Annotated in this window: 24 protein-coding genes; 4 read left to right on the top strand and 20 right to left on the bottom strand. The window is 39.0% G+C overall.

Annotation, left to right across the window (positions count from 1 at the left end; translation table 11 throughout):
* Window positions 1–84 precede the first annotated feature (84 nt).
* A complete protein-coding gene (locus EJK17_RS08185; RefSeq protein ID WP_103662092.1) occupies window positions 85–1,038 on the bottom strand; it encodes a shikimate dehydrogenase in 954 nt (317 codons plus the stop codon).
* Window positions 1,039–1,196: 158 nt separating this feature from the next.
* On the opposite strand from EJK17_RS08185, the gene EJK17_RS08180 reads away from it, so the two are divergent.
* Window positions 1,197–2,123 carry a LysR family transcriptional regulator gene (locus tag EJK17_RS08180; protein WP_103662091.1) on the top strand — a complete coding sequence of 309 codons (927 nt, stop codon included), beginning with the start codon at window positions 1,197–1,199 and terminating at the stop codon, window positions 2,121–2,123.
* 57 nt (window positions 2,124–2,180) lie between these two features.
* On the opposite strand, the gene EJK17_RS08175 is transcribed toward EJK17_RS08180, so the two are convergent.
* The 3 genes from EJK17_RS08175 to EJK17_RS08165 all read right to left on the bottom strand — a co-directional run bounded on the left by EJK17_RS08175 (window position 2,181) and on the right by EJK17_RS08165 (window position 5,994).
* On the bottom strand, window positions 2,181–3,380 hold the full coding sequence (locus EJK17_RS08175; protein ID WP_103662090.1) for an MFS transporter: 1,200 nt from the start codon (window positions 3,378–3,380) through the stop codon (window positions 2,181–2,183).
* A gap of 33 nt (window positions 3,381–3,413) precedes the next feature.
* Window positions 3,414–5,183, bottom strand: a complete 1,770-nt coding sequence (locus tag EJK17_RS08170) for an FAD-dependent oxidoreductase (RefSeq protein ID WP_103662089.1) — start codon at window positions 5,181–5,183, stop codon at window positions 3,414–3,416.
* Window positions 5,184–5,451: 268 nt separating this feature from the next.
* Window positions 5,452–5,994 carry an RBBP9/YdeN family alpha/beta hydrolase gene (locus EJK17_RS08165; protein WP_103662088.1) on the bottom strand — a complete coding sequence of 181 codons (543 nt, stop codon included), beginning with the start codon at window positions 5,992–5,994 and terminating at the stop codon, window positions 5,452–5,454.
* A 229-nt stretch (window positions 5,995–6,223) separates the two neighbouring features.
* On the opposite strand from EJK17_RS08165, the gene EJK17_RS08160 reads away from it, so the two are divergent.
* On the top strand, window positions 6,224–6,439 hold the full coding sequence (locus EJK17_RS08160) for a hypothetical protein (protein ID WP_103662087.1): 216 nt from the start codon (window positions 6,224–6,226) through the stop codon (window positions 6,437–6,439).
* Window positions 6,440–6,702: 263 nt separating this feature from the next.
* On the opposite strand, the gene EJK17_RS08155 is transcribed toward EJK17_RS08160, so the two are convergent.
* From EJK17_RS08155 to EJK17_RS08080, 16 genes are all read right to left on the bottom strand, one after another.
* A complete protein-coding gene (locus tag EJK17_RS08155) occupies window positions 6,703–7,452 on the bottom strand; it encodes a hypothetical protein (protein ID WP_103662085.1) in 750 nt (249 codons plus the stop codon).
* A 115-nt stretch (window positions 7,453–7,567) separates the two neighbouring features.
* Window positions 7,568–8,350: a hypothetical protein gene (locus EJK17_RS08150; RefSeq protein WP_103662084.1), complete on the bottom strand. Its 783-nt coding sequence runs from the start codon at window positions 8,348–8,350 to the stop codon at window positions 7,568–7,570.
* Between the two features lie 178 nt (window positions 8,351–8,528).
* Window positions 8,529–9,227, bottom strand: coding sequence for a biotin--[acetyl-CoA-carboxylase] ligase (locus EJK17_RS08145; protein ID WP_103662083.1), 699 nt, complete (start codon window positions 9,225–9,227; stop codon window positions 8,529–8,531).
* On the bottom strand, window positions 9,227–9,985 hold the full coding sequence (gene fabI, locus EJK17_RS08140; protein ID WP_127796336.1) for an enoyl-ACP reductase FabI: 759 nt from the start codon (window positions 9,983–9,985) through the stop codon (window positions 9,227–9,229). The genes EJK17_RS08145 and fabI overlap by 1 nt, the downstream gene beginning before the upstream one ends.
* 9 nt (window positions 9,986–9,994) lie before the next feature.
* Entirely contained in the window at window positions 9,995–10,765 is a 771-nt protein-coding gene (gene accA, locus EJK17_RS08135) for a carboxyltransferase subunit alpha (protein WP_103662081.1), read from the bottom strand.
* Complete coding sequence (locus EJK17_RS08130) at window positions 10,758–11,606, bottom strand: acetyl-CoA carboxylase carboxyltransferase subunit beta (RefSeq protein WP_103662080.1); 849 nt, start codon at window positions 11,604–11,606, stop codon at window positions 10,758–10,760. Before EJK17_RS08130 ends, accA begins: the two co-directional genes overlap by 8 nt.
* Entirely contained in the window at window positions 11,587–12,972 is a 1,386-nt protein-coding gene (gene accC, locus EJK17_RS08125) for an acetyl-CoA carboxylase biotin carboxylase subunit (RefSeq protein WP_103662079.1), read from the bottom strand. The genes EJK17_RS08130 and accC overlap by 20 nt, the downstream gene beginning before the upstream one ends.
* 10 nt (window positions 12,973–12,982) lie before the next feature.
* Window positions 12,983–13,411 (bottom strand): 3-hydroxyacyl-ACP dehydratase FabZ, encoded by a 429-nt coding sequence (fabZ, locus tag EJK17_RS08120; protein ID WP_103662078.1) that lies wholly within the window; start codon window positions 13,409–13,411, stop codon window positions 12,983–12,985.
* A 2-nt stretch (window positions 13,412–13,413) separates the two neighbouring features.
* Window positions 13,414–13,866, bottom strand: a complete 453-nt coding sequence (gene accB / locus EJK17_RS08115) for an acetyl-CoA carboxylase biotin carboxyl carrier protein (protein ID WP_103662077.1) — start codon at window positions 13,864–13,866, stop codon at window positions 13,414–13,416.
* Window positions 13,867–15,102 (bottom strand): beta-ketoacyl-ACP synthase II, encoded by a 1,236-nt coding sequence (gene fabF, locus EJK17_RS08110; protein ID WP_103662076.1) that lies wholly within the window; start codon window positions 15,100–15,102, stop codon window positions 13,867–13,869. It lies immediately after the preceding gene.
* Window positions 15,103–15,111: 9 nt separating this feature from the next.
* Window positions 15,112–15,843: a 3-oxoacyl-ACP reductase family protein gene (locus EJK17_RS08105; protein ID WP_103662075.1), complete on the bottom strand. Its 732-nt coding sequence runs from the start codon at window positions 15,841–15,843 to the stop codon at window positions 15,112–15,114.
* Window positions 15,827–16,771, bottom strand: coding sequence for an ACP S-malonyltransferase (locus EJK17_RS08100; protein WP_103662074.1), 945 nt, complete (start codon window positions 16,769–16,771; stop codon window positions 15,827–15,829). Before EJK17_RS08100 ends, EJK17_RS08105 begins: the two co-directional genes overlap by 17 nt.
* A 5-nt stretch (window positions 16,772–16,776) precedes the next feature.
* Window positions 16,777–17,016: an acyl carrier protein gene (locus EJK17_RS08095; RefSeq protein WP_103662073.1), complete on the bottom strand. Its 240-nt coding sequence runs from the start codon at window positions 17,014–17,016 to the stop codon at window positions 16,777–16,779.
* 20 nt (window positions 17,017–17,036) lie between these two features.
* Entirely contained in the window at window positions 17,037–18,005 is a 969-nt protein-coding gene (locus tag EJK17_RS08090; RefSeq protein ID WP_103662105.1) for a beta-ketoacyl-ACP synthase III, read from the bottom strand.
* Window positions 18,006–18,023: 18 nt separating this feature from the next.
* Window positions 18,024–18,461 (bottom strand): MarR family winged helix-turn-helix transcriptional regulator, encoded by a 438-nt coding sequence (locus EJK17_RS08085; protein WP_103662072.1) that lies wholly within the window; start codon window positions 18,459–18,461, stop codon window positions 18,024–18,026.
* A 78-nt stretch (window positions 18,462–18,539) separates the two neighbouring features.
* Window positions 18,540–18,920 carry a 3-hydroxyacyl-ACP dehydratase FabZ family protein gene (locus EJK17_RS08080; RefSeq protein ID WP_103662104.1) on the bottom strand — a complete coding sequence of 127 codons (381 nt, stop codon included), beginning with the start codon at window positions 18,918–18,920 and terminating at the stop codon, window positions 18,540–18,542.
* Between the two features lie 255 nt (window positions 18,921–19,175).
* On the opposite strand from EJK17_RS08080, the gene EJK17_RS08075 reads away from it, so the two are divergent.
* Both EJK17_RS08075 and EJK17_RS08070 read left to right on the top strand, forming a co-directional pair.
* On the top strand, window positions 19,176–19,922 hold the full coding sequence (locus tag EJK17_RS08075; protein WP_103662071.1) for an ABC transporter ATP-binding protein: 747 nt from the start codon (window positions 19,176–19,178) through the stop codon (window positions 19,920–19,922).
* 15 nt (window positions 19,923–19,937) lie between these two features.
* Window positions 19,938–21,821, top strand: a complete 1,884-nt coding sequence (locus tag EJK17_RS08070; protein ID WP_127796335.1) for an FtsX-like permease family protein — start codon at window positions 19,938–19,940, stop codon at window positions 21,819–21,821.
* The last annotated feature ends 86 nt before the right edge of the window (window positions 21,822–21,907 follow it).

The raw sequence follows: 21,907 nt of genomic DNA, 5'->3' as shown, positions 1-21,907 counted from the left end.
TTCATTCTCCTTTTGAAAAACCTCTTGTAGCAAGATACCTACAAGAGGTTAAACAATATTTTTCGATAATTAAATTAGAAAATTTTACTTATTCTTTTCTTCATCTGAGAACATAATTTCACGAATGTAGTCAGTTGGCATATCCTTACCGGTCCAAAGTTTGAATGAAGCAGCACCTTGTTCAATCATCATGCCGATACCATCAAAGACGTGCTTAACACCAGCCTTTTGAGCAACCTTCATTAACTTAGTAGTTCTTGGTGCATAAACAGTATCAAAGACAACCATGTCCTTGTGGAACCATGATGGGTCTTCAACTAAAGTCATGTCTTCAAGTGGCTTCATCCCTACACCAGTAGCATCACAGTAAATGTCTGATTCAGCAATTGACTTCTTGAAGGCATCTTGATCAGCTAAGTCGGTCAAGGAAACTTTACAGTCAGTCTTTTCTTGAATAGTCTTAACGTTCTTTTCAGCTTGAGCCCACTTGTCATCTTGGATATTGAAGATTCTAATTTCCTTAACACCATCAAGAGCTGATTGAACTGCAATTGGAGTAGCAGCACCACCGGCACCAGCTAAGGTCATAACCTTATCCTTAATTGAGATGCCTTCATCTTTAAGTGATTGAACAAAACCGATACCATCAGTAGTGTAACCAGTTAAAGTACCATGGTCGTTAACAATAGTGTTTACTGCATCACACATTTCTGAAGCTGGAGAAAGCTTATCCAAGTACTTGATAACTTCCTTCTTGTTAGGCATTGAAACATTTGATCCACGCATATCTAAAGTACGAATTGCATTAACTGCTCCTTCAAGCTTGTCATTGCCAATTTCAAAGCAAAGGTAAGCACCGTTTAAACCTAACTTGGCAAAGGAATTGTTGTGCATTGTTGGTGACATTGAGTGACGAATTGGGTAGGCCATTAAACCTACTAAAATTGTGTGACCATCAAGCCAACCGGTAATTGGCTTACCATCTAATCCGGTAATCTTAATGTCTTCGATTTTGTTACTTCTACTATCTTCTGTCATTTTATGTTCTCCTCTTAAAAAATGTTATTCATTTCTCAATTCATCTATATGGTACCGCTTGCATAATACTGGATAAATAAAGTAAAATTGTTTTATTCATTAAATTCTTTTATGATTTACTTGTAACCGAAAAATTTTTTAGAATCGAGGTTATTTTTATGAATCTACGTCATTTAGAATTCTTTATGGTTCTAGCCAAAACAGAACATATGGCAAAAGCTGCAGAAGAATTAGGAATTTCCCAGCCCTCTCTTTCATATGCAATTAACAACCTTGAAGAAGAGTTAGGTGTGCCATTATTCGAAAAAGATGGGCGGAATATCAAACTAACTAATTATGGAAAGATTTATCTTAAATACGTCAAAGAAGGCCTCGGTGAATTAAATAAAGGATCTGAATATATTGCAGAGCTTTTAAACGTTAACAAGGGTCACATCAACCTTGGCTTTACTTTCACCATGGGACAAAATATTGTGCCAGAGATTGTAAGGCAGTTTCTTAAAGATCCGCAACACAATCAAGTTACATTTTCTTTTAAACAAGGAACAACTGACGAATTAGTTCATGATTTACTTGACGATAAATTAGATATCGTTTTCTCTTCTGAACCTAGAAACCTCAAGAATAATAATCAAATTAATCTAACCCATATTGTTAATCAAGAAATCATGGCTGCCGTTCCACCTCATCACCCACTTGGTAAACAAAATGGTGACAGTGTCACTTTAAAGCAATTACTTCAGTATCCATTAATTGCTTATTCAGAGCAAAGTGGTCTGCGCCCTACTATTGAAGATATAATTACTAATGAAGGTCTAAACCCAAATGTAAGAATCGAAGCAATTGAAGATCACACAATCATCGGATTTGTACACTGGAATTTTGGTGTGGCTATCATTCCTCATTTACCACAATTGGCTCAAGATCAAGTTGAATTACTTCACCTTGATGTAAAGAAAAATTATCACAGATTATTTGCTATCACTAAAAATAATCATTTCATGACATCTTCAATGTCACTCTTTTTTGACTTCGTATGTAAGTATTGTAAAGAAAATTATTTAGACAAAAATATCTTAATTTAAGTAGAAAAAAGCTGATCGTATTTCATTAACCAATGAAATCAATCAGCTTTTTCATTTTTATTTTTCTGGTAAATGATCAACTTTACGCATTAAAATTGCAATCAACGTGACAACAACGCATGCAATTAAACCAATTACTATATCAGCACCAAATGCTAAACCAATGCTTTGCTTAGATAAAACTCCTGTAATGATTGGTACAGTAAAGGAGGCAATGGCGCCAAAGAAATAAAAGACACCTGTCACTAATCCACGCCGACTTGGGTAAAGTCGCATAAACGCAGTTAGCCCTGTCTGCATAACGCCGCTAGCGGCACTGAAACCAAACATAAAGCTAGCTATTTCTGAAAGATGGACATTTTGAGTAAAGATTAAAACTGCTAGTGATAAAGTAGCAATAACATTCATTGCTATCATAATCCCCGTTTCAGAAACATTTCTACCTAACAGTACAAACAAAAGCAAAACACCAATGATTGATCCGATACTATACAAAGATAAAAGAAAGTGACTTTGCAGGTTACTAAAGCCATGAGTTTGATTTCCAAATAAAGTAATCCATTGAGTGTACCAAATCATCAACGCCATGGAAAGATAACCATAAATAACAAACAGAACAGTCGTAACGAGTTTCTTACCCTGAGCTTTTGTTTCTTTACTTTCTTTTTCTGTGCTTTCAGCTTCATAATGTTTCGGAAACTTTAATGGTAAAAGCAAAATTGCATTAATAATTAACAAAGCAGCCATGACCATGAAGCTCCAACCATACCAGGCATGAAGATTAGCAAACATGCTGACTAACAGTGGAATAATAAACTCACCAATTGAAGCAACAGCTTTAATCAAAACATTGTATCGTCCATTACCATTAGCCATTTCAACAAACGTTGTGTAAGTACCTGCATCTAAAGCAGAATTTGCAACCCCTGCCAAAATAGCAAAGAAATAAGATAAAGGAATAGATTTAGAGAATGGAATTCCCACAGCAAAGATGAAGTAACAAGCCATGCCTAAATAGACGAAGAATTTTCGACTTAACTTATCGGAAAAATAACCAGTTATCAAATAAGCAAGTAATCGACCAATTCCCACTCCAGAGATTACGTATGAAACCACCGCTAATGGAACATTCCACGCTTTACTTAACGCTGACATGTTCTGTGCTAAAATCAGCAAGCCAAAACCATGTACAACATAATTAAGATAAAGGGAAAATGACAAGCGGCGATATCTCGGATTTGACCTGTTACTCTTCATCTTTCTGTCCTCCATCTATATTTCTAACACTTCCTAAGCTTCTGAAGCTCCTGATACCGCATCACTATCTTCTGCTTTAGAACTTTCATCAAAATTGTAGTTTGAGTTATCAGCTGCGACTGTTCCGGCTACAAATCCAGAAGCATATGACCAAGAATTCATCATGCTTGGCATTGAATCATGACCGTTTGCACCACCAACAATTTCACCTGCTGCATAGAAGTTAGGAACTGGTTGCATTTCTGTATCTAAAAGCTGCATTTGAGCATTAATTTCATAACCACCAAGAGTTGTGCAGAAACGTAACTTTTGTTCAATAACGTAATAAGTATCACCTTCATAAGGGTGTAAAAACTTCGCATCTCTACCAAATTCAGGATCATACTTTGCTTTAACATCTGCTTGATAATTATCTAAAGTTTCTTGCAATGTCTTGTAATCAATACCAGCCTTGTCAGCAACTGTTTGTAAATCACCTTTAACTAATACTGGACTCTTCTTACCATCAAGATCAAAGAACCCTTGCACTTCGTCTTTATTGAAACCATACTTAAGCATCAATTCGTAGAAACGATCCCACATCTTTTGATCCATGATAATGTAGGCAACCTTGTCCTTTTGAGCTGCGATGGCATCTCTAAAGTGAGTGTAAGGTGCAGATTCATTAACAATTCGCTTACCAGCGTGATTTACAAAGATAGCTCCCATATCGGTAACTTCTTTAGTTGAGTAAGTGGTTAACTTAGCAATCCCTGGTTCAACTTCCAAGCCGTGTGGATACACCTTGTACCAATCAAGGTTTCTAGTAACTAAGTTCATATCCTTAGCAAAATTGAAGTAATCACCAGTTGAGGTCATTGGACCATAATATGGAATATCGGTCTTGTGGGCCTTATAATCACGGGCACCCCAACCACCGGCAGCTAAGACTAATGATTTGAAAGTTACAGTAACTTCTTGGTGTTTACCATTTGCAACCAATGAAACAAGTTTTCCATTTTGATCTTTATTTAATTTTTCCACGCGAGCATCAAGTAAAATTTGACCGCCTTTTTCTTCAAATGCCTTTGCCACTTTAGTAATTAATTCATATGAACTTTCAGATGGCATTTCAATCTGACGATCAACGCTATGTTCAATTGTTTGAGTTTCGGCTTTTTGATAAGTTAGATCAGCAAAAGAAGTAATAAAGTCAACGGCTTTACCAATATTGTTTGCTAATAAATTAGAAAGCATTGGGTAGTTTGTACCACGACTTTCTCGTGTAATGTCGTTTACAAGTCTCTTAGGTGAATCCTTCTTAGCTTCATCGCCAAATAACTTAGCTGAAACTTTTGAACCAGTTCCGACAACATTAGATCCGTTTAAAATAGTAGCTCCACCTAAGTAACCATTCTTTTCTAAAACAACAACTCGTTTGCCCATAGAAAGAGCGCGACTAGCAGCCATCAATCCAGCCATTCCTGATCCAATGACTGCCACATCAACATCAAGTTCTTTCTTCTCGTATTCAGTATTTTCTTTTTTAGCTTCTGGCTTGATATTTTCCTCTTCTAAGGCCTTCTTACCTGAGTCAAGCATGGCTTGAGTCATCAAAGATGCACCAGAAATTGCATCAACATCAAAACTTTGGTTTTCAATAATATTGTTCTTCAATTTACCAAAAGCTTGATTAAAAATTGCAGGTGTTTCAGAACTCTTGGTTACAGTTATATCCTTTATTTGATTGTCATCAACATTAATATCAAAATCGATCTCACCGTTACGGCCATCGGCTTGTGCTTTAATAGTTTTCTTGGTCATAAAACTCTATTCCTTTCAGTTAAATCAATCATTAAATCGCTTTCATTATATCTTGAATATCTCTTTCAAAAAATAAATTTATTTTTATTATTTAATAGAATATTTTTATTAGAATAGCAAAAGAAAAAGCTAACCACAAAGGTTAGCCAAACAATCTAGTCATTCTGAGTTACAAATGGAGTTAACGACTGGCACTCGTTAGCTTCTTTCCTTTTATTATTGTATTGAATTCCGCTAGAAATCTCAACTTAACTGAATTTATTATTTCTCAATTAAATCCTTTCAGTTCCTTCAACACCAACGGGAACTCTGTGTAACCGTCGCTACTCAAAAAGTGGCCGCCATTTTCACGCACAATGAGTTTAGCGCCCAATTCATTAGCAACTTTTACCGCCATCTTATACGGTGCAATCGGATCGTTAACGGCAGTGATTACGGTCGCATGAGAGATTTTACTCTTAATTTTGGATAAATCAGGTGCTGGATTCATGAAATTATTTAGTTCAGGATAAGCCGAGAGTGGGTCAACAAATGCACCCACCAAAATCAAATTAACATCTTTAATCTGGTGCCGCTCGACATACCGTAACGCCGTAACACATCCCAAACTGTGAGCAATAATCGTGATCCCGTCTTCGACAGGAATCTGCGCATCGACCGCTTGATTCCATTCATTTTGCTCAGGATTAAAAGGATTCGGTAAATCTAATCGATTAACTTTAATCTCAGGCGCTGCAGCTTGTTCAAGCCAGGGAAACCAGTCATCATCTTTTGTTGAAGTACCGTGAATCAAATATGCATTTTTCGTCATTATTTGCCTCTATAATTTTTTAAATTTGTCAGTTTTTAATTCTATGATACTCAAGAATAAAAATAATTGCAGTAAATTCGCTATCTGGAAGTATTCATTTTACATTTTAACTTATCAAAATACCTCATTCTAAAAGCAAAGTAACTAACATTAAGATTAGATGTAACCGCTTTATTTTTGCCGCTAAACGCGTAATAATAGACGTGGAAATAGCAAAGAAGGCGATCTTATGAGCAAGAAATTAATGGACAACTTGATTATGGAAGATAAGATTAGCAAGATCGTGGGACCAATCGCAGTCGTTTATCTCTGCTGGCTCTTCATCATGGCAATGATCGATTTCAAAGTCTTTATGACAGCTTTGATTATTCAGACAATCGTGATTGCGCTCATCGGCATTATTGATCCGCTTATTAATCGCAGAGTGAAGAGTAGCGTCAGTTGAAACGTTACACGTAAACAAAAAAGTCAGAAATCATAAAAAATGTGATTTCTGACTTTTTTATTCCCAACCATCATCGTCGCTGATTGAAACATCATTCAATCCATTAGGGCCGAAAACTTCTTCTTCGCTATAGCCAATTTGTGGCTTCATTTTTATTCTTTTCAAAGCTTCTTTTTCTATTTGGTAATCCAAGAGTTTATATTCAACTTCTTGGATTTTCTTTTTAGATATTTTCATTTATTTTTCCGATCTAAGACTCAATATTATTTAAAAATTTCAAACACCATTTCTATCACTGATCCCAAAAATTCGATCAAGGGATGATTTTCTTCACCCAGGTCATGGCCCTTGCGCTGCAGTTCCGCGGCGGATTTTTCACCCATTGCATAAACGATCTGATAATTTTTCTTCATTTTAATTTTTTCACCATACCGAAATTGATGATAAGAAAGCAGGACTTGCAAACACACGCCGTTAATCCACATGCAAAGTAAAAGCACTAAAATAGCCATAAACAGATTGACGATGAGATACATTACACTAGGAAAAATTAGAAAATCACCTATCATAATTGCAATGAAAATCTGATTCAACCGACGATCATCGTCTTGATCGCCATCCATCGCCCTGCGGTAATACGGATTATTGCGTGCTGCAATTTCGAATTCTTTCTTCGTCGCTAACTCATATTTTACTTTACGCGGATATATTTTCCGGTGATAAAACAGAAAAACGCATAAACTGCCAATGACATTGATCCCTAATAGCAGCAGCATGAGCTTAATTTTTTCAAAATCAAAATCTTTATCTGTCATATCAACCCATAAACAAGCTACCATCAGTGCTAAAATCAACAGCATCGTCGCGATGCCCAGGTCTGGTGAAGTATCATTAACTTTTGCCTTGCTAGGATCCAGCTTTTTGAAATTCTTAACGAGCAACGCCTTTTTGCTTTGCCGATCAAAATAAACGGTGTCATCCCCAATGGTACCGATGAATACTTTATTTTTCATTTTTCCTGCTTTCTTCTGTTGATCACTTCCTTAATATCTATCTTACTATGGATGACGCAACAATAGTATTTTCACCTACAAAAAAAACGCAACTTTCATCAAAGTCGCGTCAGATTTAATTCAATTTTTCATTCAAATAATTCATGCCGAAAATCGCAATCAAAATGACAATCGCCTGCAAAATGCCCATCCAAAGAGAGAGCACCGGAATCATCGAATTGCCATGGAAGAATGGCCAATTAATTTCAATCGCAATCAGGACCGCACAGATCCAGGTCCACCATCCATGGTAATGCTTCAGCCAAATGACAATCGCATAGACCAAGTTTAACATCATCAAGACAATTAGTCCGACAATCGCCAGATTCTGTTGCCAAATTGGCAGTTGCAGAAACATGGACCCACCAACTGACAAAGCAACAAAGATGTAAACTCCTGCAAATAAAGCGAGCAGGACATTGACAAACTTTAAGCAGAACAACAAGATATGCTTGTTATCAGTCAAGCTTGGCATATTGGTGAAGACCAGCCCGGCAATGACAGTGATCGAAAGTAATAACTCATTGATCATAGTTAACCACTCTTGATCCATTGATAAAAAGGCCGGCCAACTGGTAAAGATCGAAGCAAAGGTAAAGCCTAGCGTAATTATCAATAGCGAATTCTGCACAATCCGAATCGAGCGTTTTTCAATAATAAAATATAATCCTGCAATGACGATAAATAATAGGGCAAAGAAAATAATTGGTAGATAAAAACTCAGGTGAACCTTCACCCCAATTAGTTGATTACGATAGATCTCCGTCCCCATCACAAAGAATAAGTCGCCACTTGCTAAAAGTGACAAGATCGCTAAGACCCACTTGAAGATCTTAGTTTGTTTTCCATTCATTTTCATAATGAAACTTCCTCCATTAGCAGTCTAACATAATAAGCTAAACTAGTCTTGTCTTTGCCGGTTTTAGTCTGCTAAAATATTCAATAACAAGGAATCCTAAATGCCTGAAGATTCCCTTGTTAAAACTCGAACACAGAAAAGGTCATCTTCATTAATTGAGGATGACCTTTTCTTTTTATTAAAATTCGACTTTAACTACTTCACCGCTACTGTAGTAATGCACGCCGCTATTGTTTTTGAGGCCAATTTTTCCTTGATCATCAATTGCCACCACTTGGCCAGTGATCTTTTGTCGGCCGAGTTTGAGGGTAACCATTTGCTGTAAGAGTAGCGATTTTTGGCGGTAAAGTTCTAGAAATGAGAGATCAAGGTAGTGCGTCGTCGCACTTTTAACCGCCAAGAATAATTCTTTAGTTAATCTGTCTCGATTAACCTGGTCTTGCGTAATGCTCCCAGCTTTTGACCTTAAGTTTTCAGGGAAATGGGAAGTGGTTAAATTAATGCCTACCCCAATGACTAAATCATTAGCTACTTTTTCCGTCAAAATCCCAGCAATTTTTTTACCATGCAAATACAAATCGTTGACCCATTTGATTCGAAAAGGTAATTGAGGGAATTCTGCTGCTAAGACCTTGACGATGGCGGTCGCAATGGCTGGAGTTAAAAGACTTTTTTTACTTTCCAGAAAGTTAAAATCTGGCAATGCCAGACTGAAATAGATTCCAGTATCTTTTGGGGAATAAAATGACCGCCCTTGTTTACCGTAGCCAGCAGTTTGCTTTTCAGCAATAAAGACCGCGTTTTCGCGATGCACCTGCAAATATTCTTTCGCACAGTCTTGGGTTGAGGGAGTTTCCGCTAACCAAAATTCTTGCATTATCTTAAGTGAACACCTTTATCAACGAAAATTACATCACCAGTAACACCGCTAGCCAAATCACTCATCAAGAAGACACAAGTATTACCAACTTCCATTTGAGTAACGTTAACGCCATCAACAGTTTCACTTTGAGATTCTTTAATGAGCTCTGAGTGGCCCTTGATGCCTGAAACAGCTAAGGTCCGCATGGCCCCTGCAGAAATTGCATTTACGCGAACACCAGCAGGTCCTAAGTCACGAGCTAAGTAACGCATCCCTGACTCTAAGGCAGCCTTAGCAATCCCCATCGTATTGTAGTTAAGTAAAGCTCGGTCACTACCCATGTAAGTCAAAGTCACGATGCTGGCTGGATTATTTAAAATCTTAGCGCCAGCTTTAGCAACTGCCAACAATGAGTATGAAGAAACATCAAGCGCTTGACCAAAGCCTTCACGAGTTGAGTTCAATATTGAACCACCTAATTCTTCCTTCTTAGCAAAGGCAATGGCATGAACAATCCCGTCAATCTTGCCAAAATGACTCTCCATCGTGCTAAAAGCTTGATCAATACTGCTATCGCTTGAAACATCGCATTCAATTAAACGATCTTCATCATCAACTAACTTCGAAATAAACTTCTTCAAGCGTTCATTTTGGTAAGTGTAAATAACTTCTGCACCTTGCTCAGTCATGGCTTGCGCACAACCCCAAGCAATTGAACGATTGTTAGCCACACCCATGACTAAGATCTTTTTTCCGTCTAAAATTCCACTCATGATTTTCACCTAAAATTTTCTAAATCTTTCATAACGCCGTTTTAACAACTCATCATCACTCATTGCCTGCAGTTTAGCTAATTCTGTTTCCAAGCGCTGCTTAATATTGCGGCAAACCACTGTATGATCAGCTGGTTCATCGATAATACCTTCAATGACATCTAGTGATAATAAATCTTCTGGCGTTAACTTCATCTTGCTGGCTGCTTCGGCCACTTTATCGGCATCTTTCCAAAGAATAGAGGCAAAGCCTTCTGGCGACAAGACTGAATACATACTGTTTTCAAGCATCCAGACCTCATTCCCACACGCTAAGGCTAAAGCACCACCGGAGCCACCTTCCCCGTACATCACCGTGATGATTGGGGTTGCCATTTGCCCAATTTGTAGTAAATTCTGGGCAATGGCTTCACCTTGACCGTTTTCTTCTGCGCTTTTACCAGGATAAGCCCCGGCCGTATCAACGAATAAGAAAACTGGTCGATGAAACTTAGCTGCATTTTTGACTAAGCGCAAAACTTTCCGATACCCACTTGGTTCTGGTTGACCAAAGTGCTTTTGCATTCTTTCTTCAAGACTGTGACCACGACTAGTCGTGATCACAGTCACTGGTTGACCATTAAAAGTAGCTAGACCGCCAACAATTGCTGGATCATCGCCGCTTAAGCCGTCACCATGTAATTCAAAGAAATCTGGAAACAGTTGCAAGCGTAATTCATGTCCTGAAACATGCACTTCTGAGCGAGCGGCTTTGACCACGTCCATTGCTACTCTATTCATTGCTTTCACTTCCAAACTGTAATAACCAACTAAGCGTGTCTTTTTCATTTTGCCGTTTAACGATGTGATCGATAAACCCGTGCTTTAACACGTTTTCCGCGTCTTGCAAATCAGGAGCGATTTTTTCATGAATGGTCTGTTCAATCACTCTTCTTCCGGCAAAACCAACCATGGCATGAGGTTCAGCTAAAGTAATGTCACCTTCGGTCGCAAAACTAGCGGTCACTCCACCAGTAGTTGGATCAGTTAAAACAACGATATAGAGTAAGCCTGCTTGACTATGCTTAGCAACCGCATTTGAGACCTTCGCCATTTGCATTAAGGATAAAATTCCTTCCTGCATTCTGGCTCCACCTGAGGCAGTGAACAGCACAACTGGCAATTTTTCAACAGTTGCTTTTTCAAACAAACGCGTCAACTTTTCACCTGTCATTTGTCCTAAAGAACCCATGATAAAGGTTGGATCCATAATGCCTAAGGCAAAAGCTTGATGCTTAATATGAGCTAATCCGGTTAAGACGGATTCACCTAAGCCACTATTTTTATGGGCCTTAGCTACCTTTTGCTTATAACCTGGAAATTCCAAGGGATCAGAAGGAACAATATCTTGATCCCATTCTTCAAAGTCATCAACTAGCCAAGCGACCCGCTTTTTGGCTGCCAGGCGGAAGCCATAATCGCAATTGGGACAAGTTAAATATTCATCTAACTGATTAGTAAAAATTTCAGTGCCACATTTTGGGCATTTCCGAATTAACCCATCGGGGACCCGATCGTCAGCTGCTTTATCCGCTTTAATGTGCAAGGCAGTTGGCGTATTTTTATGCTGATACAGCTTCATCCTTTAAACTTTCCTTCCACTTTAGTAAAAATTCTTTTTCTAAATAAGTATTAGTAAAGTTGCCGGCAATGAATCCTGGATCATTCAAGATTGCCAGGTGAAATTCTTGATTGGTATGAATGCCGCGTAAAATTAACTCATGCAATAATCGTTTCATCTTAGCAATTGCTTCAGCTCTAGTTCTGCCAAAGGCTACAACTTTTGCTAACATTGAATCGTAGAATGGTGAAATTTGTTCATTTTGATATAAGGCCGTATCAATGCGCATCCCTGGATTACCAATTGGCAAGAATAAGTAATCAACTTTGCCGACTGAAGGCATAAAGTTATTTTCAGGATCTTCTGCATTAATTCGACATTCAATAGCATGGCCCTTGGCCTTCAAATCTGCTTGCGTAAACGGCAACTTTTCACCACTAGCAACCTGAATTTGTGCCTTAACGAGATCAACACCCGTCACCATTTCGGTTACAGTGTGTTCAACCTGAATTCGGGTATTCATTTCCATAAAGTAAAAATGATGATCTTGATCCATTAAGAACTCAATTGTCCCAGTATTGACATAGTCGGCTGCTTCGGCCGCTTGGACGGCGATTTGGCCTAAATGTGCTCTTTCTTCATCAGTGATTAAGTCGCAAGGACTTTCTTCGAGCACCTTTTGCTTATTTCTTTGCAAAGAACAATCACGTTCTGGGAAATAAACGGTTTGACCAAATTGATCACGGAAGATTTGAACTTCAATGTGCTTGACATTCTGCATGACTTTTTCAAGATACATGCGATCATCACCAAAGTCAGTCTTAGCTTCACTTTGGGCAGATGCTAAAGCAGCAGCCATATCTTCCGGACGAGCAACTTGCCGAATACCTTTACCGCCACCGCCAGCAGCGGCCTTTAATAAAACGGGATAACCAATCTTAGCAGCAATTGTTTTAGCTTCATCAGCTGAATCAATGAAACTTTCACTGCCTGGAGTAACAGGCACGCCGTGCTTGATCATCATTTGCCGCGCATGTTCCTTGTTACCCATCAAGTCAATGGTTTCAGCCTTAGGTCCAATAAAGGTTAAGCCACATTCTTGGCACATTTTAGCAAAGTCGGCACTTTCAGATAAAAAGCCATATCCTGGGTGAATGGCTTCTGCACCGGTACCAACTGCAGCAGCCAAAATATTTTTAATATTTAAATAAGAACTACTTGGTTGCGGACCACCAACACAAACCGCTTCATCAGCCAGTTGAACGTGCAAACTATCCTTGTCAGCAGTTGAATAAATGGCGACCGTCTTAATGCCCATTTCTCTTAAAGAGCGAATAATGCGCACGGCAATTTCGCCACGATTAGCTACTAAAACTTTCTTAAACATCCTGCTTCACCTAACCAATCATGAAAGTTAATTCTGCTTCAGCGATATTACGGCCATTGACGGTCGCCACACCCTGACCAACACCGATATTGCGCTTAATTTTTGTTAAACGCGTTGTTAATACTAATTGGTCTCCTGGATGAACATCGCCAAAGAACTCGGCTTGTTTAATCCCGCCGAAATACGCTGTCTTACCAGCAAAATCATTTTTACTTAATAAAGCCACAGCTCCAGTTTGCGCTAAGGCTTCAATAATTAATGGTGCTGGGAAAACTGGATTAGTCTTTGAACTAGCATGAACAAAGGGTTCATTAAAGTTTACGCTGTGAAGAGCCTGGGCACTAAGGCCAGCCTTTAATTCAGTGACGCGATCAATTAACAACATGGGATAATGGTGTGGGATAATTTTTTCAATTTCAGCGATTCCTAATTCCGTCATGCTTAATCTTCCTCTACTGTAATCAAAGGTTGGTCAACTTCAACCAAGTCTTCGTTTTCAACATTAACTGCTGTTACCGTACCAGTTAAATCACTCTTGACTTCAGTCATCATCTTCATGGCTTCAATGATACAGATGGTATCACCGGCTTTAACATGATCACCTGGCTTAACAAAGGCTGGTTGACCCGGCTTAGCTTGTAAATAGACAATCCCAACAATTGGTGCTTTAATCGCCTTACCAGTTGCCTTTTTAGGAGCTGGTGCTGGTGCATTTTCAGTTTCAACTGCCTTGGTAGCTGCAGGAGCCTTAACAGGATTAAGCGTAGCTTGTGGATTGTTATTTTGACGATTCTTACTCAAATATAAATGAAAATCACCGTCATCAATTTTCAATTCTCGCACATCAGAATTTTCAAACCGATCCATCAAGGCTTGAATTTGATCTAATTCCATTTATTGTTCATCCCATTTCTTAAAAGCTAACACTGCATTATGTCCACCAAAACCAAAGGAATTGGAAATCGCATATTTAGCAGCTTTTGTTTGATTATCTTGGTTTACTAACTTAACTTCACATTCTGGATCTTGGTTAAAACAGCCAACGTTCATTGGCAACTTACCTACGTTTAAACTGGCGACTGTAATCACCGCTTCAATCGCACCAGCAGCACCTAATAAGTGACCAGTCATCCCTTTAGTAGAGCTGACTAAAACATCGCTATCTTTACCAAAGACCTGATTGATTGCCTTGGCTTCACCGCTATCATTGGCATGTGTTGCGGTACCATGAGCATTCACATAATCGACTTGCTCCGGCTTAATACCTGCCTCTTCGATTGCTAATGACATGGCTCTGGCAGCACCTTCACCCTCTGGATCTGGAGAAGTAATATGGTAAGCATCACTAGTTGCGCCATAACCAACCACTTCGCCGAGGATCTTAGCGCCACGAGCTTGGGCATGTTCTAAACTTTCGAGCACCATCGCACCAGCACCTTCACCTAAAACAAAGCCGTTACGGTCTTGATCAAATGGCAAAGAAGCATGTTCCGGATCAGTACTTTGTGATAAAGCAGTTAAAGCAGCAAAACCAGAAATTGCTGTTTCGTTAATGGTTGCTTCAGAACCACCCGCAATCATGGCTTCAGCACGGCCTTCTTTAATTTGACGGTAGGCTTCACCAATTGAATTGGTACCAGTGGCACAAGCCGTCACAATGGAAGTTGAAATATTTTTAGCATGGAACCGAATTGAGATATTACCAGCTGCCATGTTGGCAATGGCCATGGGAATAAAGAATGGTGAAACGCGGCGTGGTCCTTTATCATGCATGCGGATCACTTGATCTTGAATGGTAGTCAAACCGCCAATTCCTGAACCGTAGATCACACCTAAGTCTTCTGGCTTAGTGTTTTCTTCATTAAGTCCAGCCATTTCAACTGCTTCAGCTGCTGTTTGGACTGCATATTGGGAATAAAGATCCATCCGGCGGGCTTCTTTTTTACCAACATAATCACGTGGATCGAAGTCATCGACTTCTCCTGCCACCGTGATTCCCGTTTGACTGGCATCAAACTTAGAAATTGGCTTAATGCCGATTTTGCCGTTCAACGTATTTTCTACAAAGTTTTTTAATCCATTACCATTTGGAGCAATTGCGCCCATACCAGTAATTACAACTCGGTGCATGCTGTCCTCCTAAATTGTCATTCCACCATCAACGACGACTGTTTGACCCGTAATGTAGTCATTTTGGGCCAAAAAAATAGCAGTCTGCGCTATTTCACTAGGTTCACCCCAGCGCTTCAATGGAATCTGCTGTAAAATATTCTCTTTTACCCGCTCAGATAACTTCTGCGTCATCTCAGTGTCAATCATTCCTGGCGCAATCGCATTCACACGAATACTGCGTAACGCCGCTTCACGCGCAACGGATTTAGTCAGCCCAACTAAGCCCGCCTTAGCAGCGGCATAATTGGCTTGACCAGCGTTACCATGTAAGCCAACGACACTTGACATATTAATAATGACACCAGAGCGTTGTTTATTCATTTTCTTTAGAATTGCCTTGGTTAAGAAGAATGGCACTTTCAAATCTAAGTTCATTACTTCGTCATAATCATGCTCGCGCATGCCGATAAACATCTTGTCGCGGCCAATGCCAGCGTTATTGATTAAGACATCGATTTGGCCATATACATCCCAAGCTTCTTCAGCAAAAGCCTTTAAATCACTTTGCGCAAGATCAGCTTGCAAATAGTGATAAGTGGCTCCAGCTGCTTCAAGCTCGCTTTTTAATTCTTCCGGCATCTCTTCATGACGTCCATTAACTAAGACTTTAGCGCCTTGCTTTGCAAAAGCCACCGTCATGCTGGCGCCAATCCCGTGAGTAGAACCGGTAATCAGAACTACTTTATTTTTCAGCTTCATTTTCTGCCTCAACAAATTCTTGATACTGATCAAAATTCTCAATATTGTAACGCTTCAGCTTACGATCTACTTGGCGAGCAAAACTTGATAAAGTCTTCCCTGGGCCAATTTCAAGGGTTGAATCAATTCCTTGATTTTCAACTAAATAAGCTAAATCGTCACCAAAATGAGTTGGTACTGCTAATTGCTTTTCCATAATTTCTGCCCAGTCAGTCGTAAATGGCTTAACTGTAGTGTTAGAAATTACCGGATAAGTAGTTTGCTTGAAGTTAACCTCTTGCAAACGATCATGCATTTTTTGACGGGCACCATTAAACAATGGCGTGTGGAAAGCCCCATTGACCCGTAAGTTAACTACTCGCTTAGCAGCTTTGGCTTCACTAATTGCTTCAGCAGCATCATCAACATCTTGCTTAACGCCGCCAATCACGACTTGACTTGGTGAATTGTAATTAGAGAGATAAACTTGTTTATTTTGTTTCTTCAAAGTCGCGATAATCTCATTCACTTTGTCTAAGTCAGGCTTGACTAAAGCAGCCATTCCGTTATCAACCTTGTCGGCATCTGCTTGCATGTAGCGAGCCCGATCACTAACTAAACTGATCGTGTCTGCTAAAGGCAAAGCATCACTAGCAAACATGGCCCCACATTCACCTAAGGATAGACCAACCATGCCAGCAATTGGCAAAGCTGGCAAGTCTCGCTTAAGCATGCAGAACACACCTGCTTCAAAGGCAATCAAGGCTGGTTGCACATGAATTGTCTTGTTTAATTCATCGTGTTCATCTTTAAAGAGGGCCACAATATCTTGCTGACTAGCTTCACTAGCCGTCTCAATGGTTTCTTTAAAAAGTGGATCCGCCAGAAAGTCCAAGCCCATTCCTGCTTTTTGAGCACCTTGACCACTAAAAAGAATTCCTAATTTCATTCTTTTTATTTGTCCATTTCTGCTTTTACAAAGTCAACTAATTGACCAATAGTAGTAATGCCATCATCTGGATCTAATTCGATGTCGTACTTGTCTTCTAATTCGTTTAAGATTTCAAACAAGTCTAAGCTGTCAGCATCCAAGTCTTCTTTGATGTTAGTGTCCAAAGTAATCTTGTCTGGTTCAACATCTAATTCATCTTGAGCGATTGCTTGTACGTCTTTTAAAATTTCTTCTTTAGTCATGTCTATCTTTTCCTTTTCTTTTAATACTTAATAATGACGGTTCCAGTAGTTAAGCCACCACCAAAACCACTGAGGGCAATAATGTCACCCTGCTTAACAATGTCTTTTTCTATGCATTGAGCAAGTAAAATTGGCTCACTAGCAGCTGAGGTGTTACCAACTTCATCAATGTTAATTGGAAACTTCTCTAGCGGCTGTTTAAGTCGCTTAGCAACCTGCGTAATAATCCGGCTGTTAGCTTGATGCAGTAAAAAATGATTAATCTGCTCAAGATTAATGCTAGCTTTGTCAGCAGCCCGTTTTAAAGAATTAGGTACTTCATGAGTCGCAAAGCGATAAACATCCCGGCCGGCCATCTGAAAAGCCGTCATCTGGCGAGAATTGTTAACATAATCAGCTTGTGGAGCAGTATGACCAGCAATTAGTTTGTCACCACTTTCACCAAAGACGCGTAAGTCACTGGCTAAAAAGTGGTGCTCACTACTAGCTTGAAGCAAAACCCCACCAGCTCCATCGCCAAACAAAACAGCGGTGGAACGATCATGCCAATCAATTAACTTGCTCAGAACCTCGCTGCCAATTACTAAGGCTTTTTGCCAAGAATTGGCGACCATCATATCGCGCGCAACGGAAAAAGCAAAGGAGAAACCAGAGCAAGCAGCTGACAAGTCAAAAGCAACTGCCTTTTGGGCACCGATTTTTCCTTGAACCATGGCAGCGGTACTAGGGGTCATATTATCTGGTGACATCGTTGCTACAATGATTAAATCAAGGTCTTCAGCTTGAGTATCGGCTTTAGTTAACAAATCTTGAGCAACTTTGACTGCTAAATCAGACGTATTTTCATCAGTGCTAAGATGTCTTTGCTTGATCCCCGTTCTCTCGGTGATCCATTCATCAGACGTATCCATGATTTGGCTTAATTGGTCATTCGTGACCACGCGCTCAGGAGTCGTCCAACTGCTTGCCGCAATTTCAATATCCTTCACTTTGTCATTCAATCCAATCTAATGTGCATTCACAAATTTTTCCAAATTCTTAAACGCATGATAAATCGTTTCTAGTTCATCTTGATCCAGATTCTGCAAGAAACTCCGCACCATCATGTTGTGGTAAGCCCGGTAAGCCCGACATAAAACGCGGCCCTTCTTGGTTAACTTCAACCTAACGATCCGGCGATCTGTCTCATCTCTTACTCGCTCGGCATAGCCTTTCTTAACTAAGCGATCAACCGTCGAAGTCACGGTCGCCCGTGATAAGTGCAGTTTCTTCGCCACTTCTGAAGTAGTTAACTGTTCATACATGGTAATGGCATCAATGGCATGCATTTCTTTAACGGTTAAATCCTTGAAGCGACTTTTCTTCAATTCTTGTTCTTCAATGCGGTTAATTCCGTAGTAAGTGTTGTACAATGCGTCGTTAATTTCTTTATATAAATGATTCATAGGAATTCCTCTAATTTAGTTCAATATTCGAATATTTTTTACTTCAAACTAAATTATAGAATAAAAGGTTTTTTCTAACTAAAAGAAATACAACTTTGCACTGCAGGCTAATTCCTCACCGAGTAAAGCTTGAGCTTCAAAGCCGTCATCTTTTTGACTGCGGTTAACCTTGATGGTTAATTGATCACCAGGTTTGACCATTTTATGAAAACGGGCCTTTTTTACTTGCTGCAACTTGAGGTGCTTGTGAGTTAAAACTTCAACCGCTTGAACTAAGCTTTCAATGATTAACACTCCTGGCATTACAGGATTACCAGGAAAGTGTCCTTGAAAGAAATTCTCGTTCATGCTGACACTAGCCTTAGCCGTTAATGACTGCTCATCGCTGGCTTCAACTTCATCTAAGAAGCTGAGCGGTGCGCTTTTACCAGTTAATTGTGAGATTGCTGCGGCATTCATCTTCACTATCTTCACCTCCAAAGTATGTCGCTTATCAAATAGTTTGATGTTCTAACTATTTGATAAGCAAATTATATGACTTGTTTATCAATTGTCAACGATTTATTCATTTGTATAGCATTACTTTCCCGATTAGACAGGTAAAGCAAAAAAATAAAGTTTTTTTGAACACAAAAGATTGACAAATACCTTAATCCATATTATTGTATTACTCAAGTAGTACACTAAAACGGGAATAGATTTGAGGTAATCATCATGACTGAAATTCTTAAAGTAGACCAAGTTACTAAAACTTATGGCAAGAAAAATGAAAAGCAATATCAAGTATTAAAGAACGTTAACTTTACAGTTGAAAAAGGTGAATTCGTTGGCATCATGGGGGCTTCTGGATCCGGTAAAACCACCCTCTTGAATATCCTTTCAACTTTGGACAAGCCGACAACTGGAAATGTGTTTGTTAACCAACAAGACATTACTTTGCTAAAGAAAAATCAAATGGCCGACTTCCGTGGCAAAGAAATTGGCTTTATCTTCCAAGATTTTAATTTGTTGGAAAATTTAACCAACCGCGAAAACATTGCCTTACCTTTATCATTGCAAAACGAAAAGCCAAGAGTGATTGAACAAAAAGTTCGCCAAATTGCTGATCGCTTAGGGATTGCTCATATTTTGGATAAGTATCCGGCTGAAATTTCCGGTGGGCAAAAACAAAGAGTTGCTTCTGCTAGAGCTTTGGTTCATAATCCGGCCATTCTTTATGGTGATGAACCAACCGGTGCCCTTGATTCAAAATCAGCCACTGAATTACTTGAAACAATGAGTGACTTAAATCAAAAAGACCATGTCTCAATCTTAATGGTTACTCATGATCCATATTCAGCTTCTTACACACAAAGAATTCTCTTTATCAAGGATGGGAAGATTGGTAAGGAATTACGCAAAAATGGCAAGAGCAATGAAGAATTTTACCAAGACATTATTGCTGAACTCGGCCGTCGTTAGAAAGGAAGATTTATCATGCTTTGGAAATTATCATTAACAGGCCTCAAAAGCCGATTTAAAGATTATGCGATTCTCTTCTCCGGTTTAACTTTGGCCGCTGCGATCTTTTACATGTTCTTATCAATCGCATTAAACGAATCTTTCACAAAAGGAGCCCTTGCCATCGCCTTTGCCACAACGCGTTTTGTCTTCGTGTTTGGGATTGCACTTCTTGCCTTAATCACTTTTGTCTACATCACGTACGCCAACAGTTTCTTGCTAAGTATGCGGAAAAAAGATTACGGCATGTATATGATGCTGGGTGCAAGAACGAGCAAGATTGGACAATTGATTTTCAATGAAACTTTAGTCGTTGGTTTACTGGCAACTATCTTAGGTTCAGTCATCGGAATTGGTTTAACTCAATGGGTTTCAACCACCTTGATTTCTCAACTTGGGTTAGTCATCCATAAATTTGTTGGTTTTTACTTACCAGCTTTTCTGTGGACGATCGATTTCTTCACAGTCCTCTTCTTCCTAGCTGCTTTTTGGAATCGACACCAATTAGTTAAAGCTAATGTCATCAACCTTTTACATGAAGATCAAAAGCCGGTTAAAATTCGCCACAATAAATTCGTGAAGTTGATCGAAGCAATTTTAGGGATTGGCTTATTAGCTACCGGTTACATCGCAATGGCCCATGCGATTGAGTTAAAATTAAATGCGATCACCATTGCCTTCTTTACCATTGTGATTGGTTCCTACTTCACCTTTGACTCCTTCTTCACCACTGTTATTGATCTGTTAAGAGCAAATAAAAAGTTCAAATTCAAGAATTTACACGCCTTTACTTTAGGTCAATTAAAATTCAGATTAACTGACTACACTCGTATTCTTTCTATTGTTTCAATTCTTTTTGCTTTGGCCCTTGGTGCGATTACTGTCGGCTTAAACTTTAATAGCATGACTGATCAAGCCACTGAAACCACCTACTACGACGTAGTCTTATTTAACAAAGATGCTGCTGTAAAAAAGCAATTAAAGAAAGTTTCAATTAAAGAAAAAGCTGCTTTAAACTACAAACTGATTACTACTGGTAAAGGCAAAAAGGCAGAAAAAATCCTTTATGTTTCTGAACCAGAAATTGCTAAGAGCAAATTGCGTTATCGTTACTACAAGATCAATAAAAACAACACGACTGATACAAACCAAGCTTATACGGAAACAATCACTCTCGCTAAGCTCAAGAGCAAGAATGAAAATGCGCGCATGTCATTAGAAAATATGACTGCTTTTCCAACTTCAATTAGCCAAGTTAAGATGGTTAGTCAAAAACAATACGACCAACTTAAAGCTCCTAACCAACATATTGAATACTTGGTAGTCAATGACTTTAAGCGTAACTTCGCTAATGTTGATAAATTGCAAGATGCTGCTAACAAGACTTTAAATAAGCAAGCAGGAATTACTCCCGAAAATATTGAAATGGCTACTAACTTTACCAAGGCTATGCAATACCGTTTAGTATTAGGGATTGCTTCTGGTTTTGAATTCATGGGCTTCTTCTTAGGCCTAGCTTTCCTAGCAATGCTAGCTTCAACCTTAATGTTTAAGGTATTATCTGGTACTAATAGTGACCGTCCACGTTACAAGATGCTTTGGAAAATCGGAACTAGAGAAAAACTATTAAAGGCTTCGATTGCTAAAGAAATTGGTACACTTTTCGCTTTACCTGCAATCTTAGGAATCATCAATGTGCTCTTCGGTTTGCAATTCTTTAAAACCCTTCTACGTGATCCTTACGACAAGATTTGGATTCCATTCACCATTTTCTTAGTCCTCTACTTGATCTACTATTTCATTACTGTGAAATTATACGGTAAGCGTCAAAAACTGAAGTATATTGAAAAAGCGGTCTAGCTTTGATACAGAGTGTATCTGCTAGGCCGCTTTAGTATGCTTCTCTTTTGTTTTACATACTTTCTGAACTTCTTTTGTCCATGGTA

This window comes from Lactobacillus xujianguonis (genome assembly GCF_004009905.1).
Taxonomy (GTDB): domain Bacteria; phylum Bacillota; class Bacilli; order Lactobacillales; family Lactobacillaceae; genus Lactobacillus; species Lactobacillus xujianguonis.
The sequence above is the reverse complement of the archived record's forward strand: the minus strand, read 5'-3'. Positions and strand labels throughout refer to the sequence as shown.

Coding starts and splice junctions, on each gene's coding strand:
- EJK17_RS08160 (WP_103662087.1), top strand. CDS start 6,224: ATGAGCAAGAAATTAATGGACAACTTGATTATGGAAGATAAGATTAGC.
- EJK17_RS08170 (WP_103662089.1), bottom strand. CDS start 5,183: ATGACCAAGAAAACTATTAAAGCACAAGCCGATGGCCGTAACGGTGAG.
- EJK17_RS08080 (WP_103662104.1), bottom strand. CDS start 18,920: ATGAATGCCGCAGCAATCTCACAATTAACTGGTAAAAGCGCACCGCTC.
- EJK17_RS08165 (WP_103662088.1), bottom strand. CDS start 5,994: ATGACGAAAAATGCATATTTGATTCACGGTACTTCAACAAAAGATGAT.
- EJK17_RS08075 (WP_103662071.1), top strand. CDS start 19,176: ATGACTGAAATTCTTAAAGTAGACCAAGTTACTAAAACTTATGGCAAG.
- EJK17_RS08070 (WP_127796335.1), top strand. CDS start 19,938: ATGCTTTGGAAATTATCATTAACAGGCCTCAAAAGCCGATTTAAAGAT.
- fabI (WP_127796336.1), bottom strand. CDS start 9,985: ATGAGTGGAATTTTAGACGGAAAAAAGATCTTAGTCATGGGTGTGGCT.
- EJK17_RS08105 (WP_103662075.1), bottom strand. CDS start 15,843: ATGAAGCTGAAAAATAAAGTAGTTCTGATTACCGGTTCTACTCACGGG.
- EJK17_RS08180 (WP_103662091.1), top strand. CDS start 1,197: ATGAATCTACGTCATTTAGAATTCTTTATGGTTCTAGCCAAAACAGAA.
- EJK17_RS08095 (WP_103662073.1), bottom strand. CDS start 17,016: ATGACTAAAGAAGAAATTTTAAAAGACGTACAAGCAATCGCTCAAGAT.
- EJK17_RS08150 (WP_103662084.1), bottom strand. CDS start 8,350: ATGAAAATGAATGGAAAACAAACTAAGATCTTCAAGTGGGTCTTAGCG.
- fabF (WP_103662076.1), bottom strand. CDS start 15,102: ATGCACCGAGTTGTAATTACTGGTATGGGCGCAATTGCTCCAAATGGT.
- accC (WP_103662079.1), bottom strand. CDS start 12,972: ATGTTTAAGAAAGTTTTAGTAGCTAATCGTGGCGAAATTGCCGTGCGC.
- EJK17_RS08085 (WP_103662072.1), bottom strand. CDS start 18,461: ATGAATCATTTATATAAAGAAATTAACGACGCATTGTACAACACTTAC.
- fabZ (WP_103662078.1), bottom strand. CDS start 13,411: ATGACGGAATTAGGAATCGCTGAAATTGAAAAAATTATCCCACACCAT.
- EJK17_RS08145 (WP_103662083.1), bottom strand. CDS start 9,227: ATGCAAGAATTTTGGTTAGCGGAAACTCCCTCAACCCAAGACTGTGCG.
- EJK17_RS08175 (WP_103662090.1), bottom strand. CDS start 3,380: ATGAAGAGTAACAGGTCAAATCCGAGATATCGCCGCTTGTCATTTTCC.
- EJK17_RS08100 (WP_103662074.1), bottom strand. CDS start 16,771: ATGAAATTAGGAATTCTTTTTAGTGGTCAAGGTGCTCAAAAAGCAGGA.
- EJK17_RS08155 (WP_103662085.1), bottom strand. CDS start 7,452: ATGAAAAATAAAGTATTCATCGGTACCATTGGGGATGACACCGTTTAT.
- accA (WP_103662081.1), bottom strand. CDS start 10,765: ATGAATAGAGTAGCAATGGACGTGGTCAAAGCCGCTCGCTCAGAAGTG.
- EJK17_RS08185 (WP_103662092.1), bottom strand. CDS start 1,038: ATGACAGAAGATAGTAGAAGTAACAAAATCGAAGACATTAAGATTACC.
- accB (WP_103662077.1), bottom strand. CDS start 13,866: ATGGAATTAGATCAAATTCAAGCCTTGATGGATCGGTTTGAAAATTCT.
- EJK17_RS08130 (WP_103662080.1), bottom strand. CDS start 11,606: ATGAAGCTGTATCAGCATAAAAATACGCCAACTGCCTTGCACATTAAA.